The sequence below is a fragment of the Pseudomonas sp. PDM10 genome, from assembly GCF_014852295.1.
Classification (GTDB): Bacteria; Pseudomonadota; Gammaproteobacteria; order Pseudomonadales; family Pseudomonadaceae; genus Aquipseudomonas.
In genome coordinates, this window is sequence record NZ_JACVBJ010000002.1 from 978,238 (window position 1) to 994,884 (window position 16,647).

Below are 16,647 nucleotides of genomic sequence, written 5' to 3' on the forward strand. Positions count from 1 at the left end.
CGTAATGGCAGGTGTGACGGAGCACGTGGTGTATGTGGTCGACGACGATCAAGGCATGCTCGATTCAACGGTCTGGTTATTGGAGTCGGTCGGCCTCAAGGCCTTGCCGTTTACCAGTGGCGTGGAGTTTCTCAATGCCTGTGATGCCACGCTCGATGCCTGCGTGCTGCTCGATGTTCGCATGCCCGGCATGGGCGGTTTGAACGTGCAGGAAGAAATGCGTGCACGTGAGCTGAACCTGCCGATCATTTTCGTCAGCGGGCACGCGGACGTGCCGATCGTGGTTCGCGCATTTAAGGCGGGCGCCCATGACTTCATCGAGAAGCCCTACAACGAGCAATTACTGCTGGACAGCGTGCAACAGGCGCTCAGTAACTGCGCAGCAAACCGCTCGGGCAATCAGGGTCACGAAGCCTTGCAGGCACGCTTGCTGACACTGACCCCACGGGAGCGCGATGTCTTGCTGCCGCTGGTCCAGGGTTACACCACCCGTGAAATCGCTGAACAACTGGGCGTGAGCGCAAAAACCGTCGACCTTTATCGCTCGCGGGTGATGAAACGCATGCAGGCCAATACCTTGCCGGACCTGGTGGGCATGGCCATCGCCGCTGAACTGGTTGATCCGCTGAAGCTGCGGTGATTGCTCGCGTGTTCCATTTGGCGTCTATGCTGGGCTTACCGATCCCATCCCTCTGCAGCGATCTGCAAGGAGGCAGCAATGGTGCCCACATCCAGCTCCGAGAAGGCGTTCACACGCAATCTGCTCGATGTTTTGATCCGTGCGGGGTTGATTACCGTACTGGTGCTGTTCTGCTTTCAGATCTTCAGCCCGTTCCGCGACCTCATGCTGTGGTCACTGATTATGGCGATCACCCTTTACCCGCTGCAACAGCGGCTCCGGGGGCCGCTGGGCCACAAAGACGGGCTCATTGCGACGCTGATCGTGCTTTTCTCCATCGTTGTTCTCATGGTGCCCGTCTATCTGCTGGGCACCTCCCTGGTTGATTCGATCGATCAGGCCAGGACCATCGTCAAGGACGGCAACTTCCATATTCCGCCGCCCGTCGATTCAGTTGCTGCCTGGCCTTTAGTGGGCAAGCCTATCTCTGCCATATGGCTGCAGGCCTCAACCGATCTTCCCGAGTTGACAGCGAAGTACCTGCCGCAGATCAAGCAGTTCAGCATCGGCTTTCTGGGCAGACTCGCTGGCGTCGGCATGGGGTTCCTCACCTTTATCTGTGCGTTGATCATCGCCGGCATTTTCATGGCTTATGGCGAGAGCGGCACGCGCAGTGCGATACAGATCGCGTCCCGCATCAGCGGTCCGGGCAAAGGACCGAAAATTGCCGAACTGTGTACCGCTACGATTCGTGCGGTGGCGCTGGGGGTCGTCGGCATCGCCTTCATCCAGATGCTGCTGGTCGGCCTCGGTTTCGTGGTCAAGGGCGTTCCCGGCGCCGGGCTGCTTGCCTTGGCGGTGCTGCTGCTCGGCATCATGCAATTACCGGCGACGCTGATTACAGTGCCCGTGATTGTGTATGTGTTCGCCACCGAAGGGGCCAGTACGGCGAGCATTGTTTTTGCCATCTATGTGTTCGTTGCCGGCCTGGTGGATAACGTACTCAAGCCTTTGCTGCTGGGGCGCGGTGTCGATGTGCCAATGCCGGTGGTGCTGATCGGAGCCTTGGGCGGCATGGTCACCAGCGGTATCCTCGGTCTGTTCATCGGCCCGGTGGTGCTTGCGGTCGGCTATCAGTTGTTCTGGCAATGGGTGGAGGATCAGCCGTAGAACAGACCGGACGTCCCGCCGACGTTATGACTGCCCGGGCTTGCGCTAGCATAAAAGGTGTTCAGGCCACTCGCCCTGACGAGCAGGGCTGCCACCATGACTGCACAGAATCATCATCTACCGAGCGATCAGCGCCCTGGGAACTCTTTCGCGAGCTCAGCGACATCAGCTACGCCTGAAGAGGTTGAATCATGACCATCCATTCCTGGGAAAAACTCTACCTCGATGACCTGAGCCTGGGTCAGCAGTTCGAAAGCGACAGCCTGCGTGTCCATCGAGCGTCGATGCTGGCCTTCGCTCAGGAGTTCGACCCGCAACCGTTTCACCTCGATCCTGAAGCCGCCGAGCTGAGCCTGTTCCGTGGTCTGGCCGCCAGTGGCTGGAACACCGCAGCCCTGACCATGAAGCTGCTGGTGGAAAGCGTGCCGTTGGCAGACGGGATCATCGGCCTGAGCATCGAGTTGAGCTGGCCGACGCCGACCTACCCGGACGATCTGTTGCGCCTGCAATGCACCGTGCAGGCCATCGAACCATCCAGCTCCAAACCAGATCGGGGCGTGGTGACCCTGTTCATGGAAACACTCAATCAAAACGACAAGGTCGTGCAGCGAGCCACTGGCAAACTGCTGGTCTTCAGAAGACCGGCGCCTGATTGAGAACGTAGTCATGGGTGTGGGGAGCGTGCGTGATCGGCAAGGCGTCTTGCCGTTACATTGAGCGCGTTCTTTGTCGATTGCAGGGGCCGGAGGCGGCGTTTTGAAAACATTCCTGCTCAGACCTAGCGCCTCAACGCTGAACATGTTGCGTCAAGCGTGCCTGCAACGCCGGGATGCGGTGCCGCCAACGTTAACCGAAAAAGCGCTCATCCCTGGCATTCCGGATGCCCGCTACTGGCTGGACCAGGATTTGTCGCCGTTCATTCGGGATGTGAGTCAGGCCAACCTTCGAGAAGCCGAGGCACTCGCCAGCGCAGGGATGCCCAACGACACCCTGCCGCTGGCCAGCATGTTGGCCGTTTCGGGGGGCGGCGATGCCGGCACCTTCGCGGGGGGCATCATTGCGGGATGGACCCTGCATGGGTCTCGTCCCGTGTTCAAAGTCGTCACCGGCATTAGCGCTGGCGCCCTGGTCGCCCCGTTTGCCTACCTGGGGCCCCAGTACGACGGTGTCATTCTGGGTATCTGCAATGCAGTCGGTCCAAAAGACATTTTCCATCCGCGCAATATGCTGACCCGTCTTGCCAGTGATGGTATGGCGCACAGCAAGCCACTGTCGCGGCTGATTGCACAGCACGTCACCGCCGAGGTGCTTGCGGCGATCGCGGCGGAATACGCCAAAGGACGTCTGCTGATGATCGGCACCACCGACCTTGATTCAGGACGCCCGGTCACCTGGAACATGGGCGCTATTGCCTCCAGCCAGGCACCCGGCGCGCTCGACCTGTTTCGCAACATCATGATCGCGTCAATGAGTATTCCCGGCGCCGTTTCACCCGTCATGATCGATGTGGAGGTAGACGGTCAACAGTTTCAGGAAATGCACGTGGACGGAGGCGTCCTGACGCAGGTGTTCCTTTACCCACCCGGCACCGTGATGGCGCTGAACCGCGTGACCGGGGCGCGTATGCGTGATGAACGGCATTTCTATGTCATTCGCAACGGCAAACTGGAGCTGCAGTGGTCCGGAACCAAGCGTCGCACCTTGAGCATCGGCGGTCGCGCCATCAGCGCATTGATCCAGACTCAGGGGATCAGCGATCTGGATCGAATTTACCGAATTGCACAGCAGGATGGCGCGGACTTCAATCTGGCGTACATCGGCACTGACTTTGATATTTCCCGCAATCACAGATTTGATGGCGAGTACATGAAGCGCTTGTTCGAATACGCCTTTGAACTCAGCGCGAAAGGCTATCCGTGGCATAAATCGCCGAGTACGTGAGAGAGGGCCGGCGCTGTGCCTGATGCGTGCCGTTGTGGCGAGGGGATTTAGCGAAACGTCGCACCGCCCCGTTCGGCTGCGAAGCAGTCGTGAATTCAGACAACGCGGTGCATCAGATAGATCGTGCGTTCAGGTTTTACGGCTGCTTCGCAGCCGAACGGGGCGGTGCGACGTTTCGCTAAATCCCCTCGCCACGTTACAAAAGTGTTGCGGCTGAAATATTGGAATAGCGGAGCTTGATTTCGGACTTGCGCCAGAGAAATCAGCTGACCGGCTCGGCGGTACAACTCATCGCCCCTGAACCTGGCTTCTGGAAAATCACCCCGTTGCCGTCTTGCCAGAAGCGGTAGTTCCCCTGGGAATCCTTGCCGGTGTAATGGGTTCCCGAATCACTCGGCACCTGGCTCAGGGTGATCGAGGTGTTCGCCCATTTCAGGTACACGACACCTGGCTGCGTATTAAAGAAAGTGGCGGAAATTAGCGCGTTAAACCCGGTACAACGAAAAGCCAACGGGCCTTCGGTGAGCCTGTCTGGATCCTTGGTTCTCACAATGGCCGAACCTTGGCGTAGCTGGTACGCGCGCTCGGCATAACTTCGGATCGTGCACGCCTTGGGCTCAGACGTGGACGCACACTGATTACGGGAGTCGATCCAGAACTGTTGGTCGATCAAGACTTTGTCTGGCCGCGGTACTGACCGTTGATCCGTGAGCGCCAGGCGATAAAGACGCGTCAATTCGATGTCCATCTGCGCCAGTTGCGAGTCGCGACAGATCAGTTTTTCGACGGCGGCCCTTGCCGTGGCGCAGTCGAAGCTAGTCTTGAACGACGCAGCATTTGCGCAGGTGCTCGTCGCCGCGCAAACGCTGGCAGCGAGCAGGCAAGTGAAAAGGCTCGTGACCGTTTTCATGTTGGCTTCACCCAGATCATTACGTGATCCCCGGATCGCCATGGAACCTATCGATCTGTTGAACATTCATTCGTTCGCATTGGGTGTATCGCAGTGTAAGTCAGTGCTCAGAACTTGCCACACCGCCGGGCGCAGAAACCCATGCCTTGTAGCCGCTGGCGAAGCCTGCGTTCGGCTCTGTAGCAGCTCTCGGCGCTGGTGACCACCGCCGGCATCATCAGCCCGCTGATTGTGACCCTCGATCTCACGGCGAATCACATGGCGGGTTTCTGTATTACCCTGCTGATCTGGCCGTTTGTTTAACGAACTCGACCTGTAGGAGCACGGCTTGCCGGCGATGGCGTCCTTGAGATCGCTATCGCTAGCAAGCTCGGCTCCTACAAAAAAAGCCATCCATAGGAACTACCATGCCTCGTTTCGCTGCCAACCTCAGCATGCTCTACCCGGAACATGCGTTTCTGGATCGCTTCGCCGCCGCGGCCGCCGATGGTTTCGAAGCGGTGGAGTATCTGTTCCCCTACGACTACAGCGCTGAAGAACTCAAGCAACGCTTGAGCGACAACGGCCTGGCGCAGGCTCTGTTCAACGCGCCGCCCGGTGATTGGGCGGCGGGCGAGCGGGGCACGGTGTCGTTGCCGGGCCGTGAAAGTGAATTTCGTAGCGGTTTCGATCGCGCCCTGGAGTACGCCGGCGTGCTGGGCAACACGCGCATCCATGTCATGGCCGGCCTGCTACCGTCCGAGCGTGATCGCGCACGGCATCACGCCATTTATCTGGAAAACCTCGCCTACGCCACCGCCCAAGCGGCGAAGGCAGGTGTCACGGTGTTGCTCGAGCCGATCAATACACGAGACATGCCGGGGTTTTTCCTCAACCGCCAGGACCAGGCCCAGGCCATCTGCAAGGAAGTAGGCGCCAGTAACCTGAAGGTTCAGTTCGACTGTTATCACTGCCAAATCGTCGAGGGCGACCTGGCCACCAAACTGCGTCGGGACTTCGATGGCATCGGCCATATCCAGATCGCTGGCGTGCCGGACCGGCATGAACCGGACCTGGGAGAGGTCAACTATCCCTATCTGTTCGAGTTGATCGACCAGTTGGGTTATGACGGCTGGGTAGGGTGCGAATATCGGCCGCGTGGCAACACGTCTGCCGGCTTGCAATGGTTGCGGGACTGGAAGGCGCGCTAAGCGCAAAGCTGACGGTAAAGCTAACGGTCAAACATAGTAGCGAATCTGTAGCCGGATCATTAGCGCGGCGATGTGACGGGGCCCGGGGACAAAGGCCGTCACTCAGGCTTGTTTGAAGCCTGGGACTTAAATTGAGCCGCGTTTCACGTGGAGAGCGCTTCCTGCTCTTTCGATATGTAGCCAGTGAAGGCACAATGCGCATCCTTTTTTGGCTGGCCTTGCCGGAGGCGCCTCGAAATGATCAAAACGCCGTACTACCTCATCGATAAACAAAAGCTGCTGGCGAACATGCAGAAGATCGCCTACGTGCGCGAACAGTCCGGGGCCAAGGCCCTGCTGGCACTCAAGTGCTTCGCCACCTGGTCGGTGTTCGACCTGATGCAGCAATACATGGACGGCACCACGTCGTCGTCGCTTTACGAGCTCAAGCTCGGTCGACAGAAGTTCGCTGGCGAGACCCATGCCTATAGCGTGGCCTGGGCCGACGACGAGATTGAGGAGATGCTCGAAAACTGCGACAAGATCATCTTCAACTCCATCGGTCAGTTGCAGCGCTACACTGAGGCTTCAGCAGGCAAGGTGCGCGGTCTGCGGGTCAATCCGCAGGTGAGCAGCTCGGATTATCTGCTGGCCGACCCTGCGCGGCCGTTCAGCCGTCTGGGCGAGTGGGACCCGGTGAAGATCGAGCAGGTCATCGAGCAGATCTCTGGTTTCATGTTCCACAACAACTGCGAGAACGGTGATTTCGGCCTGTTCGACCAAATGCTGTGCACCATCGAAGAACGTTTCGGCGACTTGCTGCACAAGGTCGAGTGGGTCAGCCTCGGTGGCGGTATCCATTTCACGGGTGAAGGCTACGCGCTGGACGAGTTCTGCGCGCGTCTCAAGGCCTTCTCGCAAAAATACGGCGTGCAGGTCTACCTCGAACCGGGCGAAGCGGCCATCACGCAGAGCGCGTCGCTGGAAGTCACCGTGCTCGACACCCTCTACAACGGCAAGCACCTGGCAGTCGTGGACAGCTCCATCGAAGCGCACATGCTCGATCTGCTGATCTATCGCCTGAATGCCAAGCTGGCGCCTAGCGAGGGTGAGCACACGTACATGGTGTGCGGCAAATCCTGCCTGGCCGGAGACATTTTCGGTGAATATCAATTTGATCGTCCGCTGGCTATCGGGGATCGGCTGTCGTTCATCGACGCAGCGGGTTACACCATGGTCAAGAAGAACTGGTTCAACGGCCTGAAAATGCCGTCCATCGTAGTGAAACAACTCGACGGTACAGTCGAGGTGGTTCGTGAGTTTGGTTACAACGACTACATGTCCAGCCTTTCGTAAGCTGGCAGAGAAGGAGAGAGAGAAAAATTGAAGAAGAACGTGCTTATCATTGGTGCAGGAGGTGTCGCCAAGGTGGTGGCCCACAAGTGCGCGCAGCACAACGATGAACTCGGTCGTATTGCTATCGCGTCGCGCAACATCTCCAAGTGCCAGGCCATCATCGACAGCGTCAAGGCCAAGGGCAGCCTCAAAGTGCCTGCCGACATTCAGGCCTTCTCGCTGAACGCCCTGGATGTCGAAGCGACCAAGGCGCTGATCCGCGAAACCGGATCGCAGATCGTCATCAACGTCGGTTCCGCGTTCCTCAACATGTCGGTGCTGCGCGCCTGCATCGATACCGGCGTGGCCTATCTGGACACCGCCATTCACGAAGAGCCGGGCAAAGTCTGCGAGACGCCGCCCTGGTATGGCAACTACGAGTGGAACCACCTCGAAGAGTGCAAAGAGAAGAACATTACCGCCATTCTCGGCGTGGGCTTCGACCCGGGTGTGGTCAACGCCTATGCAGCACTGGCGCAACAACAGTATTTCGACCGCATTGATTCGATCGACATTCTCGACGTCAATGCCGGTTCCCATGGCAAGTATTTCGCCACCAATTTCGACCCGGAAATCAACTTCCGCGAATTCACCGGACAAGTGTGGAGCTGGCAGAACAGCCAGTGGACCAGCAACACGATGTTCGAAGTCAAACGCACCGACGACCTGCCGGTCGTAGGCGCGCAAAACCTGTACCTGACCGGCCACGATGAAGTGCACTCGCTGTCGAAGAACCTCGACGTGCCCAACGTGCGTTTCTGGATGAGCTTCGGCGAGCACTACATCAATGTGTTCACCGTACTCAGGAACCTTGGACTGCTCTCCGAGCAACCGGTCAAAACCGCCGAGGGCCTGGAAGTCGTGCCGCTGAAAGTGGTCAAGGCCGTGCTGCCTGATCCGAGCTCGCTGGCGCCCGGCTACACCGGCAAGACCTGCATCGGCGACCTGGTCAAGGGCACCAAGGATGGCCAGCCGCGCGAAGTGTTCATCTACAACGTGGCTGATCATGAAGACGCTTACGCGGAAACTGACAGCCAGGGCATTTCCTATACCGCAGGCGTGCCGCCCGTGGCCGCAGCCTTGCTGGTCGCCCGTGGCGAATGGGACGTGCAGCGCATGGCCAACGTCGAGGAGCTTGCGGCTGAGCCGTTCCTCAAGGCGCTGGATATGATGGGCCTGCCGACCCGCATCAAGGACGAAAATGGAGATCGTCCGTGGAGCTGAAACGCTTGAGGCTCGCGAAATACAGGTGAGTCTCGTTTCCCGCTCCAGCTATGGATCTACAGAGCTCCATTGAATTCTGTAAATCATTGAAATCAGGACCTTCGGGTCCTTTTTTCGTTTCGGCGGGAACCACTGAAATCCATCCCGGCCTCGATGTCGCCGGTATCTTGCGCGTTCTTTACCGTCAGGTTGTTGCAGGGGCAATACTCGTTGCCTGAGGCGATCCGCCCGATTGCCGTACGTAGTGGTTCGGCATGATCTAAGCTCCACAATGGATGGCTTCTCGAGCAGGGGTTTCAATGCGAAGCACACCTGAAAACAGCCTGAAAAATGCGTTGAAAGCCTGTAGAGACAGCTTTATTTCTGTTGGCTTTTTCAGCCTTTTCATCAACGCGCTAATGCTCGTGCCTACCTTCTATATGCTTCAAGTGTATGGGCGAGTTATAACCAGCGGAAGTCTGACGACCCTGGCAATGCTGACGCTGATCATGACCGGCTTGGTGGTCACGCTCGGCTCCTTGGAATGGGTTCGTTCGCGCATTATGGTTCGGGTCAGTACCCGGCTGGATGTGTTGCTGAGTCGCCAAGTCTATAAGGCCAGCTTCAAACGGGCTCTGGACAGTGGCGGCATGGATGCTTCGGCCCAGTCACTCAACGATTTGACGGGCTTGAGGCAGTTTCTCTCCGGTCCTGGATTGTTCGCCTTTTTCGATGCGCCCTGGTTGCCTATCTATATCGCTGTGATGTTCATGTTTCATCCCTGGTTTGGTTGGGTAGCGACGGGCAGTGCGCTGTTGCTGTTATTGCTCGCGTTTATCAATGAGAGGCTGACGGGGCCGACACTGGCCCAGGCTAACAAGGAACATATTGGCGCGACGCTCTATACCACCAAAAACCTGCGCAACGCTGAAGTCATCGAGTCCATGGGCATGCTTGAAACCCTCATGGACCGTTGGGGACATCGTCAAAGAAATGTCCTGTTGCTGCAGGCCCAGGCGAGCGATAGAGGTGCCGTGATCAGCACGCTTTCCAGGACTTTCCGGATCCTGGTGCAGTCACTGATCCTTGGTCTGGGGGCGTACTTGGCCGTGGATCATCAGGTGGGGGCAGGCTTGGTGTTTGCCGGGTCCGTGCTGCTAGGCCGCGCATTGGCTCCCATCGATCTGATCATCGGCAGTTGGAGGGGCTTTATTGCGGCCCGCTCGCAATACCGCCGTCTCAACGACATCCTCGACAAACAACAGGCTCAGCCCGAGCGTATGTCATTGCCTGCGCCTCAGGGACATGTACAGGTAGAGAGTCTGGTCATCGCGGCACCTGGCTCGAAAACGCCGATCATCAACAACATAAGTTTCAGCGTACCTGCCGGCTGCGTTGTCGGCATCATCGGTCCCAGTGCCGCAGGCAAGTCCACCCTGGCCAGGGCACTGATGGGGGTATGGGTGCCGCAGCATGGCGTGGTCCGGCTCGATGGCGCGGACATCAGTGCGTGGGACAAACATGAACTTGGGCCGCATATAGGTTACTTGCCCCAGGACATTGAACTGTTCGAAGGCAGCATCAGCGAGAACATTGCCCGCTTCGCCGAGGTCGACTCGGCGCAAGTCATTCAGGCTGCCAGGACCGCTGGCGTTCACGAAATGATTTTGCAGTTGCCCGATGGCTACGACACCGTCATTGGCAGCGAGGGCCTCATGCTGTCGGGAGGGCAGCGCCAGCGCATCGGACTGGCCCGTGCCCTGTATGGCACCCCGCGGCTGATTATTCTCGACGAGCCCAATTCCAATCTTGACGAAGTCGGTGATCGCGCCCTGGTGGCAGCCATCCAGCAGCTCAAGCAGACCGGCGCGACCCTGTTTGTCATTACCCACCGAACCAACATCGTGTCGCAACTTGACCGACTCATGGTGATGAACGCAGGGGTTATCAGTCTCTATGGGCCACGCGAGCAAGTACTCGCCGAACTCGCGCAGAAACAGCAGGCACAAAAGCTAGCCATGTCGGCAGGCGCCACCATGGCTTCGGTCAAAACCAGCAAGGGCGATGCCGATGAACCCTACGATGCCCAGTCGTCAAATTGAAAGCTTCGCCGGCCTGCCGATATCTGATCGTAAAGCACGCCGCCTGGGCATTGGTATTGTAGGGGTGACCTTCGGCCTGTTTGGCACTTGGGCGGCGCTCGCGCCCCTCGACGGTGCCGCTTACGCGCCGGGGGTAGTCACCGTGCAGACTTACCGCAAAACGGTCCAGCATCCTGAAGGGGGCATCGTCAAAACGGTACTGGTCCATGACGGTGACATCGTCAAGCGTGGTGATCCGCTGATCATTCTTGATGATGCCCAGTTGCGCTTCGAATACGAGATGACCCGAGGCCAACTCGCCGCGACCAGAGCCATGGAGGCAAGACTCAGGGCCGAGCGCGACACACAGTCGGCCATCAGCTTTGGCGAGATAGCCGATCCCGCCAGCCTGCGAGGAGTGGAGGCGCGCCAGGGTGAGACCCAGGTGTTCAACGCCCGGCAGGGCTCGCGGCTGGGTCAGATTTCGGTGTTGCGCGAGCGCGTTGGCCAGTTGAGTCAACAGATCAAGGGACTGGAGTCGATGATTGCTGCCAAGGTCCAACTGGAGAAATCCTACAGCGGTGAAATCGTTGAATTGACCGACCTGCTCAAACAAGGGTTCGTTGACAAACAACGTCTGCTCGAGCAGGAACGCAAGCTGGGGATGCTCAGGTCGGAGGTGGCTGACCACCGTTCCGCTATTAACAAGACTCGTCTGCAGATCAACGAAACACAGCTGCAGATTCTGCAAATCGACAAGGATTTCAATACCGAGGTGGTCAAGGAGCTGGCCGAGGTTCAGACCCGGATGTACGACCTGCAAGAGAAAACCTCGTCCCTGGAAGACCGGCTCAGCCGTATCGTCATCCGCGCACCCGACGCGGGCATGGTGATTGGCATGACCGTGCACACCATTGGTGGTGTCGTGAGCCCGGTAACGCCGCTGCTGGATATCGTTCCATCGGTTTCCGAGCTGGTCATAGAGGCCCAGGTGGCGCCTGTGGATATTGATCGTATCGGCATCGGCAAGCGGGCCGATATCCGTTTCGGCGCGTTCAAAAGCTCGACCACGCCGGTGATCGAAGGCGAGGTCAGCAGCGTATCGGCTGACCGCCTGACCAACGAAAAGACCGGGACGGCCTATTACCTGGCGCGGGTCCGGGTAACCGAGAACGGTGCGCGTACCTTGGGTGAGCGCAAGTTGTTGCCGGGGATGCCGGCGGACGTATTGATCATCACCGGGCAACGCACGTTGTTGCAGTACTTGATGCAGCCGGCTCGCGATGCCATGTCTCAATCGTTGATCGAGGAATGACCATGAGCGCATCGGCAGTTTTGCTGGGCGGTGCGTTCATCCTTGGAGCGGGGGCCGCCCTGGCGCAAACCACTGCGGCAACGCCGACCGGGGTCAGCGCCTCGACGTTTTCCACCGACCTCATGCAGTTGTATCGTGAGTCACGACTGGAAGATCCGCGGGTATTGGCCTCCTATGCGCAAGCGCAGGCGGGCAAGGAACATCAGCGCGAGGCTATGGGGGCGCTGTTCCCGCAGGTATCGCTCAACGCCGGGACGAATCGGATTCATCAGGAGAGCGACCTGGTGCAGCGCAGTTACGATAGCGAAAACTACAGCCTGGTGCTGCGTCAGTACCTTTACAACAAGACCGCGTGGGAGAACTACCAAAAATTCAAAAGCCTGGCCAAGCAGTCCGAATCGCAAGCGCTGGACGCCCAGGCCGAGGCCACAGTGGACTTGGCGCAGCGTTACTTCACCGCGTTGGCGGCCGAAGATGAACTGGAGTTGGTGAAGGCGGAGCGTCGAACCACGCAAAAGAGTCTGGACCGAGTCAATGCGTTGTACGAAAAGCAGCTGGCAATGATTACTGATCAGCTCGACCTCAAGGCCCGGGTAGATTTGCTGGCGGCACAGGAACTGGATGCCCAGAACCAGGCCAGTATCAGTCGCGAGGCACTGGCAGAGATCGTCGGCCGGCCGGTCAAGGAGAAGCTCAACCGGATTCGCGATGACGTGCAACTGCGGGTTTCAGCGCAGAGCCTGGAAACCTGGGTGCGCGAGGGTATAGCGCTAAACCCGGCGCTCAAGGCCAACGAAAGCGGTGTGGAAGCCGCGGGCGCTGCGTTGCGCAGCGGCAAGGGCGGGCACTATCCGACCCTGAGCCTTACGCTGAGCGCGCAGCAGACCAACGAGGGCTACAACAATACCCTGGCGCCGCGCACCGACAGCTATGTCGCCGGTATAGGCGTTCAGGTGCCGCTGTACAGCGGTGGTTCGACCTCGGCACGGGTCCGTGGGCTCTACCAGGATCAGATTACCGCCGAGCAGGAACTGGAAGCGATCCGGCGCCGGGTGGTCAAGGAGATCACTAGCGCTTACCTGACCGCCAATTCGAGCGGAGAAAAGATCAGTGCGAGCCGCAATGCCCTGGCCTCGGCACAGCTGTCCAGAGTGGCCGCAGAGAAAGCGCTCGATTACGGAATGGTCAATGCCGTCGATGTACTGACCAGCGTACGCAACGAATTCCGGGCGCGTCGTGACTTGCTCAAGACGCAATACGAGTTCGTCACTAATGTCCTTACCCTCAATCGCTGGGCGGGAAAGCCGCCTGCCGAGGGTGTCGAAAGCGTTAATGCCTGGTTGAGTCCCGGCAGCTCCAGTCAAACCCTCACATCCCACTGACGCCAATTTGAACCATAACCTCCAGCAGTTCAGTGGTGGTTGCCGTGGCGTTGTCGCAAAAAACTCGAGTACCGCAGTCTTGCGGTTACCCGAACGTACCGCAAGGAAAAAATCGCGGCGAGATCCAGATTGGGAGCATTTCCATGGTTCGGCGTAGCGAGTTTCGCCGATAAATTGACGTCAGAGTTTATTCTGTTTTTGCCTCTACACCATTCGTCGGTTAATTGACGATTTTGATCGGAATCAGGTTTGGTTGCCGCTCGCCGGGGGCGGGCTTAACACCTTGATTTCTTAGGGGGAGAACACCCCTTGGGGACATCGGCCGGACTACCCGCACGAGGCTTGAGTCGACGACTGGCGGATGGGCGGGCTGGCAGCGCGCTGGGCTGGCCTAGACTCAGTTCAGCGGTTCGAGGGAGCACATCAATCATGCGCAAGCTATTGATGATTATTCCTATTTATGTTGCCTCGATGGCTTTGCCCGGCTTTTGGAAACGTCCGCGACTCCTGCCGGTGAAGCCAGTGGAAGTGTCCCCTAGGGATGAATAGCCGGGTGGGCACCATTAGGCCTGTCGGCGCTCGCATCTGTCCTTCGATCACGGTGGCCAGGTGAGGGAGCTGCTGATCCATGTAGGCCAAGGGAGGGAGGTCAGAGTTAATTCTTCAAGGGAGTCAGGAGTAATGACGACCCACAGAAAACCAATACGCGTGATGCTGATCGATTGTCGTCCCCTCGTTCTCATGGGCCTTCAAGATTTGATCAATGCCAGGAAGCCTCAGATGGAAGTGAGCGGCCAGGCCACCACCTATACCAATGCGCTGGATCTTGCCGATCAGTTGCGTCCCAATGTGATTTTTTTCAGTTTCTTTCCAGATGCGCTGAACCCACTGGAGGTCGTGGCGGGACTCACCCGCAACGCCGAAATGAAAGTGCTGGTGCTCAAGGGCCTGTACGAAGCCGTCCCCGTTGCCCAGGCAATAGAGGCGGGTGCACGGGGTATCGTGCTGGCGGAAGACCCGACGGAATCGATCATCCAGGCCATCATCACGGTCCACCACCGCGACACCGGACAGGATAGGGCCTGGGCCGGTGGGCTTTCCGGCTATTCCGCGGCCGGGAATATTCACTTTAAATGCAATCTGGAGCAGGCAAAACAGGCGCGGCTAACGCTACGCGAGAGGGAATTGATTCGCGCCATTGTCGGGGATCCGTCCGCCAAATACATGAGCATCGCCGGGCGTCTGGGCATCAGTGAACACACCGTGCACAACCACCTCAGCAACATCTATCAAAAGCTTAATCTGATCAACCGCATCGATTTGCTGATGTATGCGCTGAAGCACGGGCTCACCAACAACGAAAAACTACCCGAGTCCACGTGGGTGGAACTGGATTTGGTTTCACGTCGGAACAAGACGATCTGACACCCTTGGGAGCGTCTGCCGCAGGTGGCCGGGGTCGATGCGAGCATGCGGATCTAATATTGGAACTGACAAAAGAATGCGAGGGTGGTTTGCGCCACCCTCGCATTCTTTTACGCGCGTTTCTCAGACGCTGCCGTAAACAATGTCGCTACTCAGAAGATCGACCCCGACCAAGGTGATGGTCGTGACTTGTCCGCCCGTTTCGGCAACCGTCACGATGCTGTCTGCGCCGGTGTTGTCGATCGATTGGACAACCGCGCTCTGGTCGCCATTGAGCACCAAGGCGTCTCGCAGGTTTGCGTTCGCATCGAAGCCGGTGACCTGGTACTGGTTCTCATCGGCTGACAAATCGACGTTGAAGGCATCACGCTCACCGCCCGTGCCAATCAGGGTGAAGTCGAACTGTGCGCCGGCCAAGTCGTTGGCGAACAGATTGGCGTCGAACGTGCTCGTCGCCGAGTCCCCATCCTTGTCCGTCAGCGTCGCGTTGAACGTCAGCTGGACATCGCTGGCCAGGCTCTCGGTCTCGTGGATGAACTGGATCGTCGGGATCTTGATCTCGCCTCGGGCCATCGTGAGCTGAACAGCGTCGATCAGATTCGTGCCATCGCTCTCAATGAGGAAGGATACCTGTCCGCCTGCCTCCGGAGTCAGGGTATTCACTTCGATGAGGTTCGAGAACGTGCCATCCTCGTAGAAGGCCCTGTAGTACAGGTCCTCGGTCGCCGTGTTGTAACCTCCCACGGAGTTGTCGATGAAGACCCTCATGCCCGTCAGCAAGCTCTCCGGATTGACGACGAAACTTTCATCGGCAGCGCCGATTGCCGCCAGGCTGTCTCCCTGGAACAGGTTATTGGCGACGCCGATGCCGGACGTGCTGACGTTCATGGCCCTCGGGTCGATGTATGAGGGCAGGGGGTTGGTCTGTAGTGTGGCTTCGGTGGGGTCGGGTTCTCCAAGCCCGATTCCGCTCAGGATGTCCGAAGTCGACGCAAGCGCCTTCGCGGTAAAGAACACAATCTCCTCAGATGGCGAAGGAATAGTCGGTGGATCCTGCTCTGGAATTAACAATGTGCGCACTGGATCCGGACCGCCGGCACCGAGTGCGCCGTCGGCAGTGCTGAGCACGATCTCTGAACTGAAGCCCTGCACCAGATCCAGTGCATAGCTGCCATTGGCAAAGGCGGTCAACGTGTAGTCGACGCTGGTATCCGCCGTTGCGGCGTTGTTGTCGAAATCGCCGGTCAACGTCCCTGCGAAGTGGTACGCGCCACTGCCGTCCGGTGAGGGCGACTGCTCGGTGAGCGTGGCGGTCCCGGTGGTGGTCGTGTTGTCTGGTCTGACGAGGGTGAACTGGCTATCCACCGAAATATCCAGACCGGCCGCACCCAGCCCGTCGGCGCCCGCCGAATGGTCCCAGAAGCCGAATTGCGGCAGGACGCTACCGGTGCCGATCAGGTTGCCGAATGCAAGTGATGGGCCGTCGTCCTCGAACACCAGGTTCTGGCCGATGTTGAGGGTCGCCTGGGCTCTGTCGCCGTCCTTGTCGGTTGCGGTCCCTATCAGCGTCACCAGGTTGTCCGCCGACAGCGTCGTCGCATCATCGGGATTGGTTGCATCGGGATGCACCACGGCGCGCAGCTGATCGAGGGTGACGTCACCGTTGGCGGCGACGCTGACCGTGAACACCAGCAGGTTGGTGGTGGCCGTACGGCCTTCGACTACACCGCCGTTAAGCGACAGGTTGACCGCTTCGCCGGTGGCCGTGTCGGTCAGTCCCGAAGGGCCGGCCGTCATGCCCAGCGCATAGGTCAGGGTGCCGGCACCATCAGCGCCAAATGCCGAGCTGAAGTTGGCGGTAAAGCTCTGAGTGGCGTCGGTTGTCAGCACCGTTTCGTCTACCGTCAATATTGGCTCGGTGCCGGTGGTGCTGATGCTTGGCCCATCGTCCTCGAACACCAGGTTCTGCCCGATGTTGAGGGTCGCTTGGGCACTGTCGCCGTCCTTGTCGGTGATGGTCGCTGTCAGGGTGACCAG

Annotated in this window: 13 protein-coding genes; 11 read left to right on the top strand and 2 right to left on the bottom strand. The window is 58.7% G+C overall.

Translation table 11 applies throughout. From position 1 onward, the window contains the following. Positions 1-4: 4 nt before the first annotated feature. The 4 genes from IB252_RS11010 (at position 5) to IB252_RS11025 (ending at position 3,730) form a co-directional block, all read left to right on the top strand. Positions 5-640 carry a response regulator transcription factor gene (locus tag IB252_RS11010; RefSeq protein ID WP_008146422.1) on the top strand — a complete coding sequence of 212 codons (636 nt, stop codon included), beginning with the start codon at positions 5-7 and terminating at the stop codon, positions 638-640. Between the two features lie 78 nt (positions 641-718). Then, complete coding sequence (locus tag IB252_RS11015) at positions 719-1,789, top strand: AI-2E family transporter (RefSeq protein ID WP_192408546.1); 1,071 nt, start codon at positions 719-721, stop codon at positions 1,787-1,789. 191 nt (positions 1,790-1,980) lie between these two features. Beyond that, entirely contained in the window at positions 1,981-2,445 is a 465-nt protein-coding gene (locus IB252_RS11020) for a MaoC family dehydratase (RefSeq protein ID WP_111449927.1), read from the top strand. Positions 2,446-2,587: 142 nt separating this feature from the next. Further along, positions 2,588-3,730: a patatin-like phospholipase family protein gene (locus IB252_RS11025; RefSeq protein ID WP_225607366.1), complete on the top strand. Its 1,143-nt coding sequence runs from the start codon at positions 2,588-2,590 to the stop codon at positions 3,728-3,730. A gap of 262 nt (positions 3,731-3,992) precedes the next feature. Here the strand turns inward: IB252_RS11025 and IB252_RS11030 are convergent, their stop codons facing one another. After that, positions 3,993-4,640: an MliC family protein gene (locus IB252_RS11030; protein ID WP_192408628.1), complete on the bottom strand. Its 648-nt coding sequence runs from the start codon at positions 4,638-4,640 to the stop codon at positions 3,993-3,995. Between the two features lie 407 nt (positions 4,641-5,047). Here IB252_RS11030 and otnI point away from each other — a divergent pair, with 407 nt between their 5' ends. The 7 genes from otnI (at position 5,048) to IB252_RS11065 (ending at position 14,610) form a co-directional block, all read left to right on the top strand. Next, complete coding sequence (otnI, locus tag IB252_RS11035; RefSeq protein ID WP_192408550.1) at positions 5,048-5,830, top strand: 2-oxo-tetronate isomerase; 783 nt, start codon at positions 5,048-5,050, stop codon at positions 5,828-5,830. A gap of 237 nt (positions 5,831-6,067) precedes the next feature. After that, a complete protein-coding gene (gene nspC, locus IB252_RS11040; RefSeq protein WP_008157394.1) occupies positions 6,068-7,165 on the top strand; it encodes a carboxynorspermidine decarboxylase in 1,098 nt (365 codons plus the stop codon). A gap of 27 nt (positions 7,166-7,192) precedes the next feature. After that, on the top strand, positions 7,193-8,428 hold the full coding sequence (locus tag IB252_RS11045; protein WP_111449924.1) for a saccharopine dehydrogenase family protein: 1,236 nt from the start codon (positions 7,193-7,195) through the stop codon (positions 8,426-8,428). 299 nt (positions 8,429-8,727) lie between these two features. Further along, entirely contained in the window at positions 8,728-10,509 is a 1,782-nt protein-coding gene (locus IB252_RS11050; protein ID WP_192408552.1) for a type I secretion system permease/ATPase, read from the top strand. After that, positions 10,490-11,803 (top strand): HlyD family type I secretion periplasmic adaptor subunit, encoded by a 1,314-nt coding sequence (locus IB252_RS11055; protein ID WP_192408554.1) that lies wholly within the window; start codon positions 10,490-10,492, stop codon positions 11,801-11,803. The genes IB252_RS11050 and IB252_RS11055 overlap by 20 nt, the downstream gene beginning before the upstream one ends. Positions 11,804-11,805: 2 nt before the next feature. Then, the gene (locus IB252_RS11060) at positions 11,806-13,185 is read left to right on the top strand and encodes a TolC family outer membrane protein (protein ID WP_192408556.1); all 1,380 of its coding nucleotides are present in this window, start codon (positions 11,806-11,808) and stop codon (positions 13,183-13,185) included. A gap of 681 nt (positions 13,186-13,866) precedes the next feature. Beyond that, positions 13,867-14,610, top strand: a complete 744-nt coding sequence (locus IB252_RS11065; RefSeq protein ID WP_111449920.1) for a response regulator transcription factor — start codon at positions 13,867-13,869, stop codon at positions 14,608-14,610. Between the two features lie 123 nt (positions 14,611-14,733). Here IB252_RS11065 and IB252_RS11070 read toward each other — a convergent pair. Then, the coding region (locus IB252_RS11070; RefSeq protein ID WP_225607367.1) for a DUF5801 repeats-in-toxin domain-containing protein at positions 14,734-16,647 on the bottom strand (1,914 nt) is incomplete at its 5' end.